The 20,563-nt window shown below is 58.4% G+C and carries 18 protein-coding genes and 3 tRNA genes; 4 read left to right on the top strand and 17 right to left on the bottom strand.

Features of this window, described 5'->3' with window-relative positions:
* Positions 1–15 precede the first annotated feature (15 nt).
* Together cra and AC3Y64_RS03925 are read left to right on the top strand one after the other, a co-directional pair.
* The gene (gene cra / locus AC3Y64_RS03930) at positions 16–1,011 is read left to right on the top strand and encodes a catabolite repressor/activator (RefSeq protein ID WP_489986511.1); all 996 of its coding nucleotides are present in this window, start codon (positions 16–18) and stop codon (positions 1,009–1,011) included.
* A 3-nt stretch (positions 1,012–1,014) separates the two neighbouring features.
* Positions 1,015–1,794 (top strand): TatD family hydrolase, encoded by a 780-nt coding sequence (locus tag AC3Y64_RS03925; protein ID WP_489986510.1) that lies wholly within the window; start codon positions 1,015–1,017, stop codon positions 1,792–1,794.
* An 88-nt stretch (positions 1,795–1,882) separates the two neighbouring features.
* On the opposite strand, the gene AC3Y64_RS03920 is transcribed toward AC3Y64_RS03925, so the two are convergent.
* From AC3Y64_RS03920 to AC3Y64_RS03905, 4 genes are all read right to left on the bottom strand, one after another.
* Entirely contained in the window at positions 1,883–3,913 is a 2,031-nt protein-coding gene (locus AC3Y64_RS03920; RefSeq protein WP_489986509.1) for a methyl-accepting chemotaxis protein, read from the bottom strand.
* Positions 3,914–4,133: 220 nt separating this feature from the next.
* A complete protein-coding gene (gene ampE / locus AC3Y64_RS03915) occupies positions 4,134–4,973 on the bottom strand; it encodes a regulatory signaling modulator protein AmpE (RefSeq protein WP_489986508.1) in 840 nt (279 codons plus the stop codon).
* Complete coding sequence (ampD, locus tag AC3Y64_RS03910; RefSeq protein WP_489986507.1) at positions 4,970–5,530, bottom strand: 1,6-anhydro-N-acetylmuramyl-L-alanine amidase AmpD; 561 nt, start codon at positions 5,528–5,530, stop codon at positions 4,970–4,972. The genes ampE and ampD overlap by 4 nt, the downstream gene beginning before the upstream one ends.
* Positions 5,531–5,594: 64 nt before the next feature.
* Complete coding sequence (locus AC3Y64_RS03905) at positions 5,595–7,775, bottom strand: DUF1631 domain-containing protein (RefSeq protein WP_489986506.1); 2,181 nt, start codon at positions 7,773–7,775, stop codon at positions 5,595–5,597.
* A gap of 255 nt (positions 7,776–8,030) precedes the next feature.
* On the opposite strand from AC3Y64_RS03905, the gene nadC reads away from it, so the two are divergent.
* Positions 8,031–8,879 (top strand): carboxylating nicotinate-nucleotide diphosphorylase, encoded by an 849-nt coding sequence (gene nadC / locus AC3Y64_RS03900; RefSeq protein ID WP_489986505.1) that lies wholly within the window; start codon positions 8,031–8,033, stop codon positions 8,877–8,879.
* An 88-nt stretch (positions 8,880–8,967) separates the two neighbouring features.
* Here the strand turns inward: nadC and AC3Y64_RS03895 are convergent, their stop codons facing one another.
* Positions 8,968–9,267 carry a DUF6388 family protein gene (locus AC3Y64_RS03895; protein ID WP_064119459.1) on the bottom strand — a complete coding sequence of 100 codons (300 nt, stop codon included), beginning with the start codon at positions 9,265–9,267 and terminating at the stop codon, positions 8,968–8,970.
* A gap of 277 nt (positions 9,268–9,544) precedes the next feature.
* Here AC3Y64_RS03895 and AC3Y64_RS03890 point away from each other — a divergent pair, with 277 nt between their 5' ends.
* Positions 9,545–10,039 carry a hypothetical protein gene (locus AC3Y64_RS03890; protein WP_489986504.1) on the top strand — a complete coding sequence of 165 codons (495 nt, stop codon included), beginning with the start codon at positions 9,545–9,547 and terminating at the stop codon, positions 10,037–10,039.
* Between the two features lie 6 nt (positions 10,040–10,045).
* On the opposite strand, the gene AC3Y64_RS03885 is transcribed toward AC3Y64_RS03890, so the two are convergent.
* From AC3Y64_RS03885 to tpiA, 12 genes are all read right to left on the bottom strand, one after another.
* Positions 10,046–10,121 (bottom strand) — tRNA-Thr (locus AC3Y64_RS03885).
* 124 nt (positions 10,122–10,245) lie between these two features.
* Positions 10,246–12,351, bottom strand: a complete 2,106-nt coding sequence (gene pnp / locus AC3Y64_RS03880) for a polyribonucleotide nucleotidyltransferase (RefSeq protein ID WP_122595200.1) — start codon at positions 12,349–12,351, stop codon at positions 10,246–10,248.
* A 193-nt stretch (positions 12,352–12,544) separates the two neighbouring features.
* Positions 12,545–12,814 (bottom strand): 30S ribosomal protein S15, encoded by a 270-nt coding sequence (gene rpsO, locus AC3Y64_RS03875; RefSeq protein WP_003197723.1) that lies wholly within the window; start codon positions 12,812–12,814, stop codon positions 12,545–12,547.
* A 142-nt stretch (positions 12,815–12,956) separates the two neighbouring features.
* Positions 12,957–13,874 carry a tRNA pseudouridine(55) synthase TruB gene (gene truB, locus AC3Y64_RS03870; RefSeq protein WP_008088346.1) on the bottom strand — a complete coding sequence of 306 codons (918 nt, stop codon included), beginning with the start codon at positions 13,872–13,874 and terminating at the stop codon, positions 12,957–12,959.
* 4 nt (positions 13,875–13,878) lie between these two features.
* Positions 13,879–14,280: a 30S ribosome-binding factor RbfA gene (gene rbfA / locus AC3Y64_RS03865; protein ID WP_007915259.1), complete on the bottom strand. Its 402-nt coding sequence runs from the start codon at positions 14,278–14,280 to the stop codon at positions 13,879–13,881.
* Positions 14,281–14,440: 160 nt separating this feature from the next.
* A complete protein-coding gene (gene infB / locus AC3Y64_RS03860; RefSeq protein ID WP_489986503.1) occupies positions 14,441–16,972 on the bottom strand; it encodes a translation initiation factor IF-2 in 2,532 nt (843 codons plus the stop codon).
* Positions 16,973–16,999: 27 nt separating this feature from the next.
* On the bottom strand, positions 17,000–18,481 hold the full coding sequence (nusA, locus tag AC3Y64_RS03855) for a transcription termination factor NusA (RefSeq protein WP_122595204.1): 1,482 nt from the start codon (positions 18,479–18,481) through the stop codon (positions 17,000–17,002).
* A 47-nt stretch (positions 18,482–18,528) separates the two neighbouring features.
* On the bottom strand, positions 18,529–18,987 hold the full coding sequence (gene rimP, locus AC3Y64_RS03850) for a ribosome maturation factor RimP (protein WP_064387885.1): 459 nt from the start codon (positions 18,985–18,987) through the stop codon (positions 18,529–18,531).
* A gap of 139 nt (positions 18,988–19,126) precedes the next feature.
* A tRNA-Met gene (locus tag AC3Y64_RS03845) sits at positions 19,127–19,203 on the bottom strand.
* A gap of 97 nt (positions 19,204–19,300) precedes the next feature.
* A tRNA-Leu gene (locus AC3Y64_RS03840) sits at positions 19,301–19,386 on the bottom strand.
* 22 nt (positions 19,387–19,408) lie between these two features.
* Entirely contained in the window at positions 19,409–19,795 is a 387-nt protein-coding gene (gene secG / locus AC3Y64_RS03835; RefSeq protein ID WP_016986497.1) for a preprotein translocase subunit SecG, read from the bottom strand.
* Between the two features lie 4 nt (positions 19,796–19,799).
* Positions 19,800–20,555, bottom strand: a complete 756-nt coding sequence (gene tpiA / locus AC3Y64_RS03830; protein WP_489986502.1) for a triose-phosphate isomerase — start codon at positions 20,553–20,555, stop codon at positions 19,800–19,802.
* Between the last annotated feature and the right edge of the window lie 8 nt (positions 20,556–20,563).

The following is a 20,563-nucleotide window of genomic DNA, read 5'->3' as shown; positions in this document are numbered from 1 at the left end:
CAAGGAAATCCCGGGTTGAAACTCAGTGATATCGCGCGGTTGGCCGGAGTGTCCGTGACCACCGCCAGCTACGTCATCAACGGCAAGGCCGAACAGCAACGCATCAGTACCGCGACCGTCGAGCGCGTGCGGGCGGTGGTCGAACTGCACGGCTTCACGCCAAACCCTCAAGCGGCCGGGCTGCGCAGTCGGCATACGCGCACGCTGGGCTTTATTCTGCCGGATCTGGAAAACCCCAGTTACGCGCGGATCGCCAAACTGCTGGAACAAGGTGCGCGGGCTCGCGGTTATCAGTTGCTGATCGCCAGTTCCGATGATGCACCTGAAAGCGAGCGCCAGTTGCTGCAACTGTTCCGCGCACGTCGTTGCGATGCGCTGATCGTTGCCAGTTGCCTGCCCGCCGGTGACGACAGTTATCGGCAATTGCAGGCCAAAGGCACACCGATCATCGCCATCGACCGGGTCATGGAACCCGAGCATTTCTGCTCGGTGATCAGTGACGACCGCGAGGCCAGCCTGCACCTGACCCAGAGTCTGCTCGATCCGCCACTCAAGCAGATCGTACTGCTCGGCGCGCGCCCGGAACTGAGCATCAGCCAGGAACGTGCTGCCGGTTTCAAACAGGCGCTGGTCGACTTCAAAGGCGAAGTGCTGGTCGAGCACGCTGAATCCTTCAGCCGTGAGTGCGGCAAGCAATTGATGGAAGAACTCCTGCAGCGCCTGGGGCATTTGCCCGACGCACTGGTAACGACGTCCTACGTGCTGCTGCAGGGCGTGTTCGATGCGCTGCATGACTTCCCGCTGAAATCACGACCGCTGCGCCTCGGCACCTTCGGCGATACGCAGTTGCTGGATTTCCTGCCACTGCCGGTCAACGCCATGGCCCAGCAGCACCAGTTGATCGCCGACAAGGCGCTGGAACTGGCGCTCGCCGCCGTCGAGCAGTCGGAGTACAAGCCCGGCGTGCAAGCCATCGCGCGGACCTTCAAGCAGCGTATTCACCGGGACTGAACCGTGGAGCTGATCGACAGCCACACCCACCTCGACTTCCCCGACTTCGATGCTGATCGTCCGGTGTTGCTGGCCGACAGCCGTGCCCTCGGAGTGCGGCGGATGGTGGTGCTGGGGGTTTACGAGGGCAATTGGCAACGGGTGTGGGATCTGGTGCAGAGCGATGCCGATTTGTACGCGGCGTTTGGTTTGCACCCGGTGTATCTCGATCAGCATCGCCCGGAAGATTTGTCGGCACTCGGCGATTGGCTGACGCGCTTTCACGGTCATCGACAGCTGTGTGCGGTAGGCGAAATCGGTCTGGATTACTTCATCGAAACGCTGGATCGCGAGCGCCAACAGTCGCTGTTCGAAGCACAGCTGCAACTGGCGGCGGACTTCGAATTGCCGGCGCTGATCCATGTGCGCCGCAGCCACGCGGCGGTGATTGCCACCCTCAAGCGCTTCAAGCTCAAACGTGCCGGAATCATCCATGCGTTTGCCGGCAGCCGCGAAGAGGCACGGGAATACATCAAGCTCGGCTTCAAACTGGGTCTGGGTGGCGCACCGACGTGGCCGCAGGCACTGCGCATGCATCGCGTGCTGGCGGAGTTACCACTGGCGTCTATCGTGCTGGAAACCGACTCACCGGACATGGCGCCCGCGATGTTTCCCGGTGTTCGCAATACGCCGGCGCATTTGCCGGCGATCTGCGCGGCTTTGGCCGAGCTGATGAAAATCAGCCCGGAGCAACTCGCCGCCGCCAGCACCGCGAACAGCTGTGAAGTGTTTGGCTGGCAATAATCGCCCCTGCAGGAGCTGCGGCACGCTGCGATCTTTTGATCTTTAAGATCGCAGCGTGCCGCAGCTCCTCAGGGGTTTTGTGTCCGGCTCAGACGCGGAAGGCGCTGATCAGTTGTTTGAGTTCCACGACCTGAGCGGACAACGCGCGGCTGGCATCTTCAGTCTGATGGGCGCCGTGGGCCGTGCGCTCGCCGGCGCGGTTGATCTCGACGATGTTCTGGTCAATGTCATGGGCCACCGCTGTTTGCTGCTCAACGGCAGCGGCGATCTGCTGGTTCTGATCGACGATCATGCCCACAGCGCCAAGGATGTTTTCCAGCGCCTGCTGAACCTTTTCCGACTGCCCGACCGTGCCATTGGCCATCTGATGGCTGACACCCATGGCTTTCACCGCCGCGCCGACACCGCCGTGCAACTTGGCGATCATCTGCTCGATCTCTTCGGTCGATTGCTGGGTGCGTTTGGCCAGGGTGCGCACCTCATCGGCAACCACGGCGAAACCGCGTCCCTGCTCGCCGGCACGGGCGGCTTCGATCGCGGCGTTTAGCGCCAGCAAGTTGGTCTGCTCGGCGATGCTCTTGATCACTTCGAGGACACGGCTGATCGACTGGCTGTCGCTGGCGAGTTGATTGATCACCAACACCGACTGATCGATCTCGCTCGCCAGCGCAGCAATGCTGCCCTGCTGCGACTCCACCAGGCCACGGCCACTGATGGTCTCGTCGTTGACGCTGTGGGCGCTGCTCACTGCGGCAGCTGCACTGCGCGCGACTTCCAGTGACGTCGCCGACATCTGGTTCATCGCCGTCGCCACTTGCTCGATCTGCGTGCGTTGCCCGGCGACCGCCTGATTGCTTTGCGCGGAGACGTTTTCAACCTGACCGGCCTGACGTTCAACTTCGCCGACAGTCTGGCCAACACGCTCAATCAAGTCGTGAATCTTCTTCACCGTGCCGTTGAACACTTCGCCCAACTCACCGAGTTCATCGCGGCTATGGGCGACGAAATTGACGGTCATGTCGCCCGCCGCGACCTTGTCCATCATCGCGCCGAGGCGTTTGAGCGTGGTGCGGGTCGAGGCGTAGAAACCGCCATAGAGATAGAAAATCAGCACGAACACCACCGACAACGCCGAGGCTTGCAAGATCATGTGCGTGCGGTTCTGCGCCAGTCGCTGCTGCAATTGGCTGTCGAGGAATTTCAGCGAAGACTCATTAAGCGCGTAGGTTTTGTCCATCAGCGCGGTGACCTGGTCGTAGAACGCCTGCCACGGTGCATCGAGGGTATCGGCCATCACCACTTGATCTTCGAACAGCTCGCTCGCCTGCTTCAGCGAGGCCTTGCTGTCGTCGGCCTGGGCGCTGAGTGATTCGCGGGCGGCTTTGCTGGAGCCAAGGGCGTCCTGCAGTTTCAAGCCGTATTCCGCCTGAAGTTTTTCGATTTTCACCAGCAACTCATCGAAACGCGTACTAGAGGCACTGTTGAGAAAACCCTGGGCGAGCGAATACGAACCTATCGCCCGGCCTTCGCCGACGGTCTGGGTAATGCTCGGCGTGATCAGGGTGACCAGTTCGCTGAGCTGACGGATATCGCCCTGATTGTCCCGACTCAAACCGGCCTGACTGGTGATGACCTGGCTGAAGATCTGCGCGTTGGTCACCAGTTTGCCGATCAAGGCGCTTTTGCTTTGCAGTGAGCTTTCGACCTGTTGGGCCTTGAACGCCGCAATCATTTCATCGCGTTTGCCATCGAAGACCTTGATCTGCTCGGGATCGTCGGTCATCGCCGTCAGACCTTGCAGGCGCGCCAACACCGCTTGTTCGAGCGTGGTGATTTTCGATTCGAGGTTGCCGGCCTTGCCCGACTGGCCAAGGGTGACGTTGATCTGCACCAGATTGTTCAGGGTTTCCAGATCCCGGCGCAGGGTCAGGCTGTTGCCCAGCAGGTCGAGGCTTTGCAGCTCGACCCGAGTGCCCTGGAATTCGCGATAGGAATCGCGCACCAGATAGAAATTGGTCACCAGCATCGGCACCAGGAACAGCACGCTGATCAAGCTGAACTTCATGCCGAAGCTCAGACGGTTCATCAGCGAGACGGCGGGATAGAGCAAGCTCTTCACTGGAAGTCTCCCTTGGTTTTTCTTGTTTTTATTGGCAGGCGCAGGACGACAGCAGATAGCCACTATCGGGCGCTGTCTCTGTATAGCTCAAATCGAAGGGAGGTTTTGTAACTTAAGGTTAACAACGAAAAAGATCGCAGCCTGCGGCAGCTCCCACAGGAAACACACAATCCCAGTGTAGGAGCTGCCGCAGGCTGCGATCTTGTGATCTTTCTTGAAATCAGTGAACCAGAACCGTCCACAAGGCAAACCCGGCATACCACAGCACTGCCGCACGCAGCAGCAGTTCCCACAGACAATCGAGGGTGTTGATGCCGTCCGGCCCGACCGCTGGCGGCGGGATCTCTCCAGCAGCCAATCCGACCTTGTTGATCAGTTGCGCAGCGCTGATGTTCCAGTTGAGCAGTTCATGCAGCATCACCCGGCTGACCGCAACAAAGTTGCCGACCAGCGCCAGGCTGGCGGCCAGCAAGCGCACCGGCACCCAGTCGAAGGCATGGCGCAATTGCCCGGCGCGCTCGACCAGTGCGGGATTTTTGCTGCGTTCTTCGGCCAGCGCCAGCAAGCGATAGGCCAACGCCGCCACCGGCCCGAGGAGGAAGTACCAGAAAATCACCGCGAAGAAACTTTGGTAGGCCTCCCAGAGCAAATGCCCCTGCACGCGATCGAGCAATTGCTCGCCGCTGTCGGCGCAGATATCCAGATCACGCTTGGCGACGTGGGCCGCCGCTTGCAGATCCTCGCGGCGCCAGGCATCGCGAAACGGCCCCAGGCCGCCGAGCAAGTCGCCTCGTCCCAGACTGTAAATCACCACCAGCAAATGCACTGGCAAGGCCAGCAGGCCGTAAGCCACCGGCTCCAGCACTAACAGCAACAAGCCGAGCAGCGCCACCGGCAGCAACACCAGAATCGTCAGTACCAGCCACGGCTTGTCGGCCAGTCGCTGGCTGCTTTCGAGTTTGTGCAGTTCGCGGATCCATCCGCCATCGCGTTGAAGCCGATGGCGCAGGGCCGAGAACTTCTCGATCCAGACCGCCAGCAGTAACACCAGAAAACTCATTGTCCTTCCTCTTGTGCCAGGGCGGCGCGGTAGCGCGCCCAGTCGAATCCCGGGCCAGGATCGGTCTTGCGCCCGGGAGCAATGTCGCTGTGCCCGCAAATACGGGCGCCGGTGATAGCCGGAAATGCTGTTTGCAACTGGCGGGTCAGCGCCGTCAACGCTTGATACTGCGCATCGGTGAACGGCAGATCATCGGTGCCTTCGAGTTCGATGCCCACGGAAAAATCGTTACAGGTTTCGCGACCCTCGAACACCGACACGCCAGCATGCCATGCCCGTTCAAGACAGGAGACAAACTGGGTGACCTTGCCGTCACGTTCGATCAGAAAGTGCGCCGAGACGCGCAGGTCGGCGATCCCTGCAAAATAGGGATGCTCGCTGACATCCAGACGATTCTGGAAAAATTCCTGCACCTTGCCTGTCGCAAATTGCGCCGGCGGCAGGCTGATGTTGTGGATGACCAACAGGGAGATTTCGCCCGCAGGGCGTTCATTGAAGTTGGGCGATGGGCAAACCTGCACCCCGTGACACCACCCGCTAGCGGGATCCAACTGCATACCGATTCCTTCAACGCCGACTGTGTTGGCGACCAGTATGCCGTGATCGCCCCCTGGCGCGCGATCACTTGCCGCTATTGAGTCGGCGCAGATTGCCCAGCACTGACTCCAGCGCCCGGTCGAACAGCAGCGTATCGTCCAGCGCACGGACGGCGCCACGGCGCAACTCCAGAGCGAGGCTGGTGCGGCTGCGTTCGCGCACTTTCGTCCCGGTACGATCGACAAAGATGTACTTGCCCGTCGTTTCGATAATGGCGGCCAGTTTGCAGCGCAAGCTGTGTTCGTCGTCTTCAGCAAACGCCACCCAACTGCCGAGGCGTAACTGGTCAACCTGGCGCAGCCCCGCGTCGTCGTGAGGCAAACGTACTGAGGCCAGTTCCACCGGGCCCTCGTCAGCGTTCGGCAAAACGATCTGCTGCGACACTTCGATCATCGCCGTCGCTTGATCGGACTCCACCGATCGCTCCAATACCTTGACGTGCAGCGCTTCGAGCTCGCTGAAAAACTCACTGGTGGCGAACGGATCGAACGCGATACTGGTCAGGCCATCACGCAGAGACTTGAGCAAACCCGGCACCAGAGCCAATAAACGCAGACTGGACTCAGGATCATCATGGCGCTGCACGCTCCAGATCAATTGCTCCATGGTCTGCACATCGGCCTGCCACTCGGCGGACTGATCGCCATGTTTGAGGCGCGTCAGCAGCAGCACTTTGCTCCAGGCGTTCTGGATGAAGGTGACCACCGACGGCGGCAGGACTTTGCCCAGCAATGCCTGATTCAATGCCTGTTCGACCCGGCGCCGGGCCAGTTCGGTTTTGGCGCGGCCTTCTTCGGCATCGCGCAAACGCTGCTCCAGCAGTTCGCTGCGGCGGCGCTCGTCGCTGGTAAAGGCGAGAAAGTCGGCGAGCAGCTCGGAGAAAATCGCCGGGTCATCGACAAAATCGCTGAGCAGGCGCTGTACCACTTGTTCGATGCGCACGTACAAACTGTCGCGCTCGGCACTGTCGCAGTCGCCCCAGCCCATGGCTGCATCGGCGATTTCATTGAGCAGGCGCCGCGCCGGATGGCTGCTGCGGCTGAAAAAACTTTTGTCGAGCACGGCGACTTTGAGCATCGGGATCTGCAAACGGGCGATCAGCGCCTTGAGCGAATCCGGCACGTTACGGTCCTCGAGGATACATTCGAAGACCATCGCGATCAGGTTGATCACATCTTCGTCTGCACCGCCGACGATCCGCGACTTGCCGCTTTTGACGCTGACCCGCGTCAGCAGTTGTTCGAGTTGATGGCGCAGATCGAAGTCGTCCTGCGCGGCGAGCGCTGGCACGTATTGTTGCAAATGCGAAAGCAGGCGCAGCAGGTCACGCGTGGTGATCGGTTGGCTCGCGCTGCTGGCTTCCAATGTCGGCGCCACGCTACCGCGCACATGCAACAACAACTCCTGCAGCGCGGCGAACACTTCCTGCACGCCTTCGTCGGCGGGCGTCGGCTCATGACTTTCTTCGCTGTAGACGCTGGCGGCCGCACGATCAATAGCGCGCCGCGCCGGTGCCGGTTTCAACGCCGGCAACACGCCGGTGGCAAGCAGCAACTGGTTGGCTTCAGCGTAAAGCTGTTCGGTCTCGGCCAGCACATAGCGCTCGAACAGTTTGAGCAGGATCAACTTGACCTTGATCTCCACGCCCAGATTGCGCCCGGCCTGCAAGAAGAACTCGCACAGCATCGCCGGGCCGAGCGGGTTGTGCTGATCGTCGAGGGTATGGCCGAGCAAGGCATTGAGCCGCAGGGTCAATTGATCAAGGGCGAAACCATCGCGCTTGAGGACCCGACCGACCATGGTTTCGACCGCTACGCTGCGCTCCATGTCATCAGTGCGCGGCGCCGTATCTTCGAACATCAGCGTGCGCGGCAGCGTGTTATGCGTGGGGTCGTATTGGGTAAGACCGACGAAGGCTTCGAAAAACAGCTCGAGAAATCCGCGCTCGATATTTTTACGCTTGAGGCGCAGGTCGCGCATGGCTTCGAAAAAGATGTTCTGCTCGACGTCATTGCGCGCCCGATCGGCCATTTCAAACAGCGTGTCGTCGGCGTTATCGAACAGCTCCTGCAAGCCGTGGCGCAGTTGCTGCGCGGCCTTGTCGCGAACCTGAAGCAGAATCACAGGCAGGCGGGCGAGCGGCGAGTGATTCGCCTGATCGATAGCGCCTTTGTGCAAAGGCACCACTTTCCCGTCGTTGTGCATCCAAGCCTCCTGGAACGGTGATTCTTTGGACGTCAAAGCTATGACGTCAAATGCAAGGCGGATTATCTTGCAAAAGATGTCCCCGGCGCTATAGCCGTCAGGGTTTCCCCTATACCGGCGCCCTTCCAGTGACCACGGCTCAACGCGGTTTGCTCAAACAAATTCGACCGGATGCAGTCAGGCACGCACGTTCTCGCCTTGGGTTGGCCGATCCCCTGCCCCTATAATCGAACCACTTTGTTTGTGGAGCCCGTTATGCCGAATCTACGTCTCGCCGATTTGACCGCCGAAATCGAAGCCAACGTGCGCCGTGCGTTGCTCGAAGACATCGGCAGCGGCGACATCACCGCGCAACTGATCCCGGCCGAACGCCTGGCCAAAGCCACCATCATCACCCGCGACGAGGCCGTCATCTGTGGCACGGCGTGGGTCGATGCAGTATTTCGTCAGCTCGATCCCCGCGTTGCAGTGCACTGGCAAGTGGTCGATGGCGAGCGGGTCAAAGCCAATCAGCCGCTGTTTCATCTGGAAGGTCCGGCGCGGTCGCTGCTGACCGGTGAACGCAGTGCGCTGAACTTCTTGCAATTGCTTTCCGGGGTGGCCACACGCGCGCAGTATCTGGCAGATTTCGTCGGGCAGACGCAGGTCAAACTGCTGGATACCCGCAAGACCCTGCCGGGCCTGCGCTTGGCGCAGAAGTACGCCGTCACCTGCGGTGGCTGCCACAATCACCGCATCGGTCTATACGACGCGTTCCTGATCAAGGAAAACCACATCGCCGCCAGCGGTGGCATCCCGCAGGCGATTGCCGCCGCGCACAAGATCGCGCCGGGCAAACCGGTGGAAATCGAAGTGGAAAGCCTTGAAGAACTGAAGGAAGCGTTGCAAGCAGGTGCCGACATCATCATGCTCGATGAGTTGAGCCTGGATGACATGCGCGAAGCCGTGCGCCTGAACGGCGGCAAGGCGAAACTGGAGGCCAGCGGAGGCATCAACGAAAGCACGTTGCTGCCCATCGCCGAAACCGGTGTGGATTACATCTCGATCGGCGCGATGACCAAGGATGTCAAAGCCGTCGACCTGTCGATGCGCTTAAGCCTTTAACAGCAGCGGCAAGTCTTGAGCTGCAAGCTGCAAGCCACAGCGCTTTTGCTCTGACTTGTAGCTTGCCGCTTGAAGCTCATAACTGATTTTATACGACCAGATTATTCATCTCGCAGTACTCGTCCCACTCGACACCCAGCACTTCGGCCGCCTCCTTGTGCAGCACGAGACGCTGCGCCTCGAACTCCTCCGGCGTGCTCGTGTACTTGAGCGTCAGCTCCCACGGCTGCAGGCCCTGAGCCTCGGCTTCGTCTTCGAACGCCCACTGAATCTGATCTTTCTGATCATCAGGACTGAGATCCTTGATCTCTTCCAACAGCTGCGGCGCGTCTAGCTTGTACTTTTCCAGCGCTTGTTCGTGACGTTGCTCTTGAGTTAATTCGGTCATGGCGTTCTCGCTGATCGTAAGAATGGAGGATGGATCTGGATCATCAAGGATCTCTCTGACGCGGATTTGTCCGGCCTTCGGAACCATTCGGGATCATCTGAAAACTGCTAAGCGATGCTCATGCAGGCACCGAATATAGGACGTTTGCATGACGAATTACACGGCTCTTTACATCTCTCGCACAAAAAGTTGACCTGCGGAACATAAATACGAAATCCGAGTCATAGCGATGTGCCACTTCGGCACTCATCTTCGCTGTTCACAAGGAAAACCAGTGATGCGCAGCTTTTCGAAAATGTCCGCTGTTGTCTCCACCACCGCTCTGATCGCTGCTATGGCTCTTCCCGCGAGCGCAATGGCACTGGAGCTGAGTTCCAGCAGCCCATCCTACGGGGACAAATTTTCGTTGATTCACAACGACTATGGCAAAGAAGTGGTGATCCGCAGCGATTTCAGCGTCGATGAATTGAAAAAAATGCGCGACACCGTCAGCGATCAATCACGCCAAATCGAAGAACTCAAGCGCAGCAGCGGTTCGAGCTCCAGTTCCAGCGGCAAGGAAATCGAGGAACTGAAAAACAAGGTCAAGGAACAGGATCGCAAGCTCGAAACCCTCGGCCGTCAGGTGGAAGACCTCAAGCGCAACAGCGGCTCCAGCTCTAATTCGAACAGCAGCGAGATTTCCAGTCTGAAACAGAAAATCAGCGATCAGGATCGGGCGATGGATCAGCTCAAACGTACTGTCGAGGATCTGAGCCGCAAGGTGAAATAAGGAGGATGGTGCCCGAGACAGGAATCGAACCTGCGACCTTCGCGTTACGAGTGCGCTGCTCTACCGGCTGAGCTACACGGGCGGTGGGCTAAACCTAGCACCGGTCTCAGGGTCCGGCAACTTGCTCCCATGTTTTTGCCCGGACAAAAAAATGCCCCGCAGTTTTCACGGCGGGGCATTTTTATTGCGCTAAAGCCTGGGGGTGATTAAACGCCCGAAGCCTTGGCCGCTGCCACGTCTTTGATGGACAGTTTGATACGGCCGCGGTTGTCCACGTCCAATACCAGCACTTCCACTTCCTGGCCTTCTTTCAGGATGTCGGTCACTTTCTCAACGCGAGCGTCGCTCAACATCGAGATGTGAACCAGACCGTCCTTGCCCGGCAGGATGTTGACGAATGCGCCGAAGTCGACGATGCGCTCAACCTTACCGACGTAGATCTTGCCGATTTCAGCTTCTGCAGTGATGCTCAGAACGCGCTGACGCGCCGCTTCTGCTGCATCTTTGGTTTCGCCGAAGATCTTGATCGAGCCGTCGTCTTCGATGTCGATCGAAGCTTTGGTTTCTTCGCAGATCGCACGGATGGTCGCGCCACCTTTACCGATAACGTCACGGATCTTGTCGGTGTCGATTTTCATCGCGATCATGGTCGGAGCGTTGGCCGACAGTTCGGTACGCGACTGGCCGATGATCTGGTTCATCTGACCGAGGATGTTCAGGCGCGCTTCCAGGGCTTGGCCCAGAGCGATCTCCATGATCTCTTCGGTGATGCCCTTGATCTTGATGTCCATCTGCAGTGCAGTAACGCCTTTGGCGGTACCGGCTACTTTGAAGTCCATGTCGCCCAGGTGATCTTCGTCACCGAGGATGTCGGTCAGGACTGCGAATTTCTCGCCTTCTTTAACCAGACCCATGGCGATACCGGCAACTGGCGCCTTCATCGGCACACCAGCGTCCATCAGGGCCAGGGAAGCACCACAAACGGAAGCCATCGAGCTCGAACCGTTGGATTCGGTGATTTCCGAAACCACACGGATGGTGTACGGGAACACGTCAGCGGCTGGCAACATGGCCGAAACCGAACGACGGGCCAGACGGCCGTGACCGATTTCACGACGACCAGCACCACCCATGCGACCACACTCGCCCACCGAGAACGGAGGGAAGTTGTAGTGCAGCATGAACGGGTCTTTTTTCTCGCCTTCCAGGGTGTCCAGCAGCTGTGCGTCACGGGCGGTGCCCAGAGTCGCGACGACCAGAGCCTGGGTTTCACCACGGGTGAACAGCGCCGAACCGTGAGTCTTCGGCAGAACGCCGACTTCGATGTTCAGCGGACGTACGGTTTTGGTATCGCGACCGTCGATACGTGGCTTGCCGTTTACGATGTTTTCGCGAACGGTGCGGTATTCGATTTCGCCGAAAGCAGCTTTGACTTCGCTGGACGAAGGCTGGCCTTCTTCACCGGACAGCTTGGCAACAACCTGATCCTTCAACTCACCCAGGCGAGCGTAACGGTCGGCCTTGATGGTGATGGTGTAAGCCTGGGAGATCGCGTCGCCGAACTCGGCACGGATAGCACCCAGCAGTTCGGTGGCTTCTGGCGCCGGAGCCCAGTTCCAGGTTGGCTTGGCAGCTTCAGCGGCCAGTTCTTTAACGGCGTTGATCACAACCTGGAATTCGTCGTGAGCAAACAGTACCGCGCCCAGCATCTGGTCTTCGGTCAGCTCTTTGGCTTCCGATTCAACCATCAGTACGGCGTCGGAAGTACCGGCAACGACCATGTCCAGGCTCGAAGCAGCTTGCTGCTCGTAAGTCGGGTTCAGCAGGTAGCCGGTGCTTTCGTGGAAAGCAACGCGAGCGGCGCCGATCGGGCCGTCGAACGGGATACCCGAGATAGCCAGGGCAGCCGAGGTACCGATCATCGCAGCGATGTCCGGATCGGTTTTCTTGCTGGTGGAAACGACGGTGCAGACAACCTGCACTTCGTTCATGAAGCCTTCTGGGAACAGCGGACGGATCGGACGGTCGATCAGTCGGGAAGTCAGGGTTTCTTTCTCGGAAGGACGGCCTTCACGCTTGAAGAAACCGCCAGGGATCTTACCGGCAGCGTAAGTCTTTTCCTGGTAGTGAACGGACAGAGGGAAGAAGCCCTTGCCCGGATCGGCTTGTTTTGCACCGACTACAGTCACCAATACGCTGACGTCGTCGTCAACGGTGACCAATACTGCGCCGGAGGCCTGACGGGCGATACGGCCAGTCTCGAGGGTAACGGTCGATTGACCGAACTGGAATTTTTTGATTACCGGGTTCACGGTGTCCTACCTTCTTTGTGGCTCTTGGGGAAAACGGTCTCTTGCGAATTCTTGGGCAATGTCGGGAATCGGCCCAACGCCTGTCCAGGGTAAAACGTGTATCCAGATAAAACTTGAGGCTGGGAGCCTGCAAGGCGCCAGTGGAATACCACCGACGTCTGACAGACAACCAACCTCATAGCGCAATCGCTGATTAGCGACGCAGACCCAGGCGAGCGATCAGAGCGCTGTAACGGCTCACGTCCTTGCCTTTCAGGTAGTCCAGCAGCTTGCGACGCTGGTTTACCATGCGGATCAGACCACGACGCGAGTGGTGATCTTTACCGTTGGCCTTGAAGTGACCTTGCAGTTTGTTGATGTTGTGGGTCAGCAGTGCAACTTGCACTTCTGGCGAACCAGTGTCACCAACAGCTTGCTGGTAGTCAGCAACGATTTGAGCTTTTTCTTGAACGTCGAGAGCCATGAGGCAATCCTTTTATCAGGAAACTGTTTCAGAAAAACAGTTTCAACAGGCCAGGGACAAATCCCTGTATCTATAAATGAGTCGTGACCGTGCCTGTTAACAGCCACACTCGCCGACCTGCTGTTACACAGGCCGGTTCCGGTCATTCTGACCGAATCAGTCGACGCGGCGCGATGCGCCCGTCTTCGCTCACTTCACCGATACCGATGAAGCGACCATTGTGATCCTGTACCCGCACCATGCCGAATTTCGGAGCGTCCGGGGCACGTACCGGCTGGCCGTTGAGCCAGTAGAACGCGCTCGCTTCCGAGAAGTGCAGCAACGGCCAATCCTGCAAGCCGCTGTCCGATGGCATCAGGAAGCGATCGACCGCTTCGTTGCCGCCTTCGGCATGTACCGCTTCGAGCTCTTCGAGGGTCACGGTCTGCGCCAGGGTGAAAGGCCCGGCCTGGGTACGACGCAGTTCAGCGACGTACGCACCACAACCGAGTTGCTCACCGATATCCTCCACCAGGGTGCGAATATAGGTGCCTTTGCTGCAGTCCACCGCAAGACGCGCAGTATCGCCCTCGAAGGCCAGTAATTCCAAGCGCGCAATAGTAACAGAACGCGGTTCGCGCTCCACTACTTCGCCTGCACGAGCCAGCTTGTACAGCGGCTGGCCATCACGCTTGAGCGCCGAGTACATCGGCGGTATCTGACTGATTTGCCCACGAAATTTCGGCAAAGCCGCTTCGACATCGGCGCGACCAACGGTCACCGGGCGCTCCTGCAGAACTTCACCCTCGGCATCTGCCGTGGTGGTGGTCTTGCCGAGCTGGGCCAGGGTTTCATAAGCCTTGTCGGAATCGAGCAGATATTGCGAGAACTTGGTCGCCTCACCGAAGCACAGCGGCAGCACGCCGGTGGCCAACGGGTCGAGGCTGCCGGTGTGGCCAGCCTTCTCGGCATTCAGCAGCCAGCGAACCTTCTGCAACGCGGCGTTGGAGGTGAAGCCCAGCGGCTTGTCGAGCAGGATGATGCCACTGACATTACGACGGATACGTTTGACCTGAGCCACCGAGTTACTCCTTGGTGTCTTCAGGTTCAGCAGCGACCGGATGCTGATTGTCTTCAGCCACAGCACGCTCGATCAGTGCGGACAGGTGTGCGCCACGCACGACGGATTCGTCGTAGTGGAAGTGCAATTGCGGCACGCTGCGCAGCTTCATTTCACGGGCCAACTGCATGCGCAGGAAACCTGCGGCGGCGTTGAGCACCTTGATGCTTTGCGCGATGTCTTCAGCGTTGTCCTGACCCATCACAGTGATGAAAATCTTTGCGTGACCGACGTCACGGCTGACTTCCACTGCAGTGATGGTGACCAGGCCAACACGTGGATCTTTGACTTCGCGACGGATCAGCTGAGCCAGCTCGCGCTGCATCTGATCGCCGATACGTTGGGTACGGCTGTATTCTTTTGCCATGATTTTGTTACCTGTTACTGCCCGGCGGTGAAACCCGCCAGGTCTGAAAGCGGCAAACGCCCGGCCTGACAAAAGCCAGACCGGGCGTTGCGTTTAGAGTCCGGGTGATGCGCCGCACCCTTGAGTGCGGCCGACCATCACGGCTCCTGAAGTGCGCGAGTTAGAGGCTGCGAGCAACCTGAACCTTCTCGAAGACTTCGATCTTGTCGCCGACTTTAACGTCGTTGTAGCTCTTCACGCCGATACCGCACTCCATGCCGGCACGTACTTCCGAAGCGTCATCCTTGAAGCGGCGCAGGGATTCCAGCTCGCCTTCGAAGATAACGATGTCTTCGCGCAGTACGCGGATCGGACGGTTACGGTGCACAACACCTTCGATCACCATGCAACCAGCAATCGCGCCAAACTTCGGCGAACGGAACACGTCACGCACTTCTGCAACGCCCAGGATGTTCTCGCGAACATCGCTGCCGAGCATACCGGTCAGGGCTTTCTTGACGTCTTCGATGATGTCGTAAATCACGTTGTAGTAACGCATATCCAGACCTTCCTGCTCGACGATCTTCCGTGCGCCAGCATCAGCACGCACGTTGAAGCCGAACAGTACAGCGTTGGAAGCCAGTGCCAGGTTAGCGTCGGACTCGGTGATACCACCGACACCGCCACCGACTACGCGCACTTGCACTTCGTCGTTGCCCAGGCCATTCAATGCGCCCTGCAGAGCTTCCAGCGAACCACGGACGTCGGACTTGAGGACGATGTTGAGCGTCTTCTTCTCGGCCTGACCCATGTTTTCGAAGATGTTTTCCAGCTTGCCGGCGTGAGCGCGAGCCAGTTTGACTTCGCGGAACTTGCCTTGACGGAACAGAGCCACTTCACGGGCTTTCTTCTCGTCAGCCACAACGCTCATCTCGTCGCCAGCGTCCGGGGTACCGTCCAGGCCGAGGATCTCGACAGGGATGGATGGACCGGCTTCTTTAATTGGCTTGCCGTTCTCGTCGAGCATGGCACGCACGCGGCCATAGTTCGAACCGACCAGAACCATGTCGCCTTGGCGCAGGGTACCGTCTTGAACCAGAACGGTTGCAACCGGGCCACGACCTTTGTCGAGACGCGATTCAACCACAACACCACGGCCAGGAGCCGATGGAGTCGCTTTCAGTTCGAGAACTTCAGCTTGCAGCAGAACGGCTTCAAGCAACTCGTCCACGCCAGTACCGACTTTCGCCGACACAGGTACGAACGGCGTATCACCGCCCCACTCTTCGGAAGTCACACCGTGAACCGACAGTTCGCTACGGATGCGATCAAGATCGGCGCCCGGCTTGTCGATTTTGTTCACCGCTACAACCAGTGGAACGCCAGCCGCTACTGCGTGCTGAACAGCTTCAATGGTCTGCGGCATCACGCCGTCGTCCGCTGCAACCACCAGGATCACGATGTCGGTCGCCTTGGCACCACGAGCACGCATTGCGGTAAACGCGGCGTGACCCGGGGTATCGAGGAAGGTAACCATGCCGCGTTCGGTTTCAACGTGGTATGCACCGATGTGCTGGGTGATACCACCGGCTTCGCCAGCAGCTACCTTGGCACGACGGATGTAGTCGAGCAGCGAGGTTTTACCGTGGTCAACGTGGCCCATTACGGTCACGACCGGTGCACGGGAGAACGTCTCGCCTTCGAACTTCAGGGACTCGGCCAGGGAATCTTCCAGAGCGGTGTCGCTGACCAGGGTCACTTTGTGGCCCAGTTCTTCGGCTACCAGTTGAGCAGTTTCCTGATCAAGCACCTGGTTGATGGTCGCTGGAGTACCCAGTTTGAACATGAACTTGATGATTTCAGCAGCCTTGACCGACATCTGATTGGCGAGATCGCCAACAGTGATGGTCTCGCCGATCTGCACATCACGCACGACAGGGCCGGTTGGGCTCTGGAAACCGTGGGCGTTGCGCTTCTTCAGCTTGGCCTTGCCGCGACCACCACGACGGAAGCCGTCGCTTTCTTCGTCGGTAGTGCGTGGTGCCACACGTGGCGCCGGTGCTTTTTCTTTAACCGAGGCGCGATGCGGAGCGTTTTTGCGCTCGCCATCACCACCACCGCTGCGACGATTGTTATCGTCAGCACGTGGTTTGTCCGGACGGCGCTGTTCGTTCTGCTTGTTGCGAACTTCAGCGGACGGCGCTGGAGCAGCGGCGACTACCGGTGCGCTTTCGCGTACAGGTTCGGCAGCGGCAGCCGGCGCCGAAACGGCGTCGGTGGCAGCAGTTTGCGCAGCAGCAGGCTGGCGACGCGCTTCTTCTTCGGCGCGCTGCTTGGCTTCTTGTTCAGCCTTTTGACGGGCAGCATTTTCTACTGCGCGACGCTCATCCAGTTCACGCTTGCGCTCGGCTTCGATTTCTTCCGGGCTACGCTGTACGAAAACTTTCTTCTTGCGAACTTCTACGCTGATGCTCTTGCTACCAGCCACACGCAGGGTGCTGGTGGTTTTACGCTGCAGCGTGATCTTGCGTGGTTCTTCCACTTTCGCCTTGTGGCTGCTTTTCAAGTGAGTCAGCAGGGACTGCTTCTCACTGTCAGTCACATTTTCTTCGGCGGCGGTGTGCGGCAGACCTGCCTCACGCATCTGCTGCAACAGGCGCTCTACCGGTGTTTTGACCTCATCGGCCAGTTGTTTCACCGTGACTTGCGTCATGCACTTCTCTCCTCAGGCCGCGCCTAATTACTCGAACCAGTGGGCTCGGGCGGCCATGATCAACTTGCCGGCACGATCATCGTCAATGCCGTCGATGTCGAGCAGGTCGTCAATAGACTGCTCGGCCAGGTCTTCGCGGGTAATTACGCCGCGCACCGCCAGTTCCATCGCCAAATCCTTGTCCATACCCTCAAGCGAGAGCAGGTCTTCGGCCGGATGGGCGTCTGCCAGCTTTTCCTCAGTAGCGATGGCTTTGGTCAACAAACGATCCTTGGCACGAGCGCGAAGCTCGTTGACGGTATCTTCGTCAAAGCCGTCGATGTTGAGCATTTCTTCCAACGGTACGTAGGCAATCTCTTCCAGGCTGGTGAAGCCTTCATCTACCAGCACCTGTGCCAGGTCTTCGTCGACTTCCAGCTCGTCGATGAAGTTGCGCAGGATGTCGCCGGTTTCTGCTTGCTGCTTAGCCTGGATGTCCGATTCGGTCATCACGTTCAGGGTCCAGCCAGTCAACTGGCTAGCCAGACGCACGTTCTGACCACCGCGACCGATGGCCTGAGCCAGATTGTCTGCGCCAACGGCGATGTCCATTGCGTGGGCATCTTCGTCAACGATAATTGCCGCAACCTCAGCCGGGGACATGGCGTTGATCACGAACTGGGCCGGGTTGTCGTCCCACAGCACGATATCAACACGCTCGCCGCCCAACTCACCCGACACTGCCTGGACGCGCGAACCGCGCATACCGATGCAAGCACCTTGCGGGTCGATGCGCTTGTCCTTGGAGCGGACGGCGATCTTGGCGCGCGAACCCGGATCACGGGACGCAGCCATCACTTCGATCAGGCCTTCAGCAATTTCCGGCACTTCGATACGGAACAGCTCGATCAGCATTTCCGGCGCGGTACGCGACAGGATCAGCTGCGGGCCGCGGTTCTCGGTGCGGATTTCCTTGAGCAGCGCACGCAAACGCACGCCGACACGGAAGGTTTCGCGAGAAATGATGTCTTCACGAGCCAGCAACGCTTCAGCGTTGTTGCCCAGATCGACGATCACGTTGTCGCGGGTCACTTTTTTCACGGTGCCGGAGATGATTTCTCCCAGGCGCTCGCGATAAGCGTCGACCACTTGAGCGCGCTCGGCTTCACGCACTTTCTGCACGATGACTTGCTTGGCAGTCTGTGCAGCAATGCGGCCGAACTCGATGGACTCGATCTTTTCTTCGACGACGTCGCCAACGTTGGCACCCGGATGCGTTAGCGCAACCTTGCTCGGCCAGGTTTCGATGGCCGGATCGTCGAGATCATTTTCTTCGACGACCGTCCAGCGACGGAAAGTTTCGTAAGAACCGGTGTGGCGGTTAATTTCCACACGCAGGTCAACTTCGTCTTCAAAACGCTTTTTGGTAGCAGTGGCCAGAGCCAGCTCCAGCGCTTCAAAAATTACGCTTGCCGGTACGCCCTTTTCATTGGATACCGACTCAACAACCAGCAGTACTTCTTTGCTCATCGTACGCCTCGCCTTTCGCAAGCCATTGGATCCGCGGGATCCGCGTCTCAGTCAAAACTGGGAATAATGTTGGCCTTGTCGATCATATCGATCGGCAACAGGAATTCATGGTCTTCTACCTGCACCACGACATCCTGTTCTTCTACACCGCGCAGAAGGCCCTGAAAGTTGCGTCGACCTTCGAAAGGCGAGCGCAGCTTGATCTTCACTTGTTCACCGGCAAATTTTGCAAACTGCTCAAGAGTGAACAGTGGGCGCTCCATGCCAGGCGAGGAAACTTCGAGGGTGTATTCAACAGTGATTGGATCTTCAACATCCAGCACACCGCTGATCTGACGGCTGACAATGGCGCAATCGTCCACCAGCACGCCACCCTCTTTATCGATATAAACGCGCAACATCGAGTGACGACCCTGAGCCGAAAACTCGATACCCCAGCATTCATAGCCCAGGGCCACGACCACCGGGGCCAGCAAGGCCTGCAACTCTTCTAGCTTGCTCGACACCTGAACCCCCTAGTGCATGATATGTGCATGCTTTGCAAAATAAAAAAATGGGCGAAACGCCCATCCTTGAAACGCCGTCGAACAGCGGCGTTGAAAGTGTCCAGCTAACAAAAAGCCCCTTAAAAGGGGCTCCTTAAACTGGTTGCGGGGGCCGGATTTGAACCGACGACCTTCGGGTTATGAGCCCGACGAGCTACCAGACTGCTCCACCCCGCGACAAAGCTGGGGCGGAAGTATACGACCGATCCCTTATAGGGTCAATGTAACCTTCCACCTGCAAGAAAGCCCGCAACAGCGGGCTCTCCTGACTAATTGGTACCGAGAAGGGGACTCGAACCCCTACACCCTATGGGCACAACCACCTCAAGGTTGCGTGTCTACCAATTCCACCACCTCGGCAAAACTACGTTTGAAACCCTTCTTACTTCTGCTCTTGAGCTGGAGGTACGTCAGTCGCTGGAGTAGCCGACTTTTGCTCTTGAAGCACCGGGACATCATCAGAAGCCGGTTGTTGTTGCTTAGGTACTTCCAACACTGCTGGATTTGGGAGACCTGCTTGAGTCAGCTGGTGAGCCTTCTCTTTAGCAAAGTAACCTAACCCCAAGCTGGTTATGAAGAAACCGGCGGCAAGTATAGCAGTAAACTTACTAAGAAAGGTAGAGGAACCTTGGCTTCCGAACACAGTATTTGAAGCACCTGCTCCGAAAGACGCGCCAGCGTCCGCACCCTTACCCTGCTGCAGCAAAACCAGAGCAACTACGCCCAATGCACCCAGCAGATGAAAAACGACTACGACTGTTTCCAGCATTTTTTCAGTTTCCCGCGGCGCGACAGATCGCACCGAACTCATCTGCATTCAGGGAAGCTCCACCAATGAGCCCCCCATCGATATCCGGCATGCCGAACAGTTCGACCGCATTGGCCGCCTTCACGCTGCCGCCGTATAGAAGCCGCACACCTCGTGCGACTTCAGAATTCTCTGCCGCCAACTGCTCGCGAATGGCTTTATGCACATCCTGCGCCTGTTGCGGCGTTGCAGTCAGCCCGGTGCCAATGGCCCAGACCGGCTCGTAAGCAATGACTGCCTTGGCAAAAGCACCAACACCCAGCTCCTCAATGATGCTGCCCAGCTGACGCCCGACAACCTCAAGAGTTTTCCCGGCTTCGCGCTGCTCGAGGGTTTCCCCTACGCACAACACCGGAATCAAGCCACATGCCTGTGCCGCTGCGAACTTGCGATTCAGCATTCCGTCTCGCTCGCCCATTATCTGACGGCGTTCGGAGTGCCCGACAAGCACCAGGGAACAACCTGCATCCACCAACTGACTCGGTGCAATTTCACCGGTCAATGCACCTTGCATGGATTCCACCGCAGAATTCTGCGCACCGACCGAAATCGACTTACCTTTCAAGCCATCAACCACTTGGTTGATATACAAGCAAGGCGGGAATACCGCGACATCAACACCGCTAGACAAGGCCAGATGACGAAGGCCGTTGATCAGCTCAGCGACGCTGGCGCGGGTACCGTGCATCTTCCAGTTACCAGCTACCATAGGGCGACGCATGCTGTACC

The organism is Pseudomonas sp. 4CAES_32.4, from assembly GCF_058136335.1.
The sequence above is the reverse complement of the archived record's forward strand: the minus strand, read 5'-3'. Positions and strand labels throughout refer to the sequence as shown.

Excerpts from the sequence above, each read along its gene's own strand:
- ampE (WP_489986508.1), bottom strand. The coding sequence starts at position 4,973 with ATGAGTTTTCTGGTGTTACTGCTGGCGGTCTGGATCGAGAAGTTCTCG.
- ampD (WP_489986507.1), bottom strand. The coding sequence starts at position 5,530 with ATGCAGTTGGATCCCGCTAGCGGGTGGTGTCACGGGGTGCAGGTTTGC.
- AC3Y64_RS03905 (WP_489986506.1), bottom strand. The coding sequence starts at position 7,775 with ATGCACAACGACGGGAAAGTGGTGCCTTTGCACAAAGGCGCTATCGAT.
- nadC (WP_489986505.1), top strand. The coding sequence starts at position 8,031 with ATGCCGAATCTACGTCTCGCCGATTTGACCGCCGAAATCGAAGCCAAC.
- AC3Y64_RS03895 (WP_064119459.1), bottom strand. The coding sequence starts at position 9,267 with ATGACCGAATTAACTCAAGAGCAACGTCACGAACAAGCGCTGGAAAAG.
- AC3Y64_RS03890 (WP_489986504.1), top strand. The coding sequence starts at position 9,545 with ATGCGCAGCTTTTCGAAAATGTCCGCTGTTGTCTCCACCACCGCTCTG.
- rpsO (WP_003197723.1), bottom strand. The coding sequence starts at position 12,814 with ATGGCTCTCGACGTTCAAGAAAAAGCTCAAATCGTTGCTGACTACCAG.
- rbfA (WP_007915259.1), bottom strand. The coding sequence starts at position 14,280 with ATGGCAAAAGAATACAGCCGTACCCAACGTATCGGCGATCAGATGCAG.
- infB (WP_489986503.1), bottom strand. The coding sequence starts at position 16,972 with ATGACGCAAGTCACGGTGAAACAACTGGCCGATGAGGTCAAAACACCG.
- nusA (WP_122595204.1), bottom strand. The coding sequence starts at position 18,481 with ATGAGCAAAGAAGTACTGCTGGTTGTTGAGTCGGTATCCAATGAAAAG.
- secG (WP_016986497.1), bottom strand. The coding sequence starts at position 19,795 with ATGCTGGAAACAGTCGTAGTCGTTTTTCATCTGCTGGGTGCATTGGGC.
- tpiA (WP_489986502.1), bottom strand. The coding sequence starts at position 20,555 with ATGCGTCGCCCTATGGTAGCTGGTAACTGGAAGATGCACGGTACCCGC.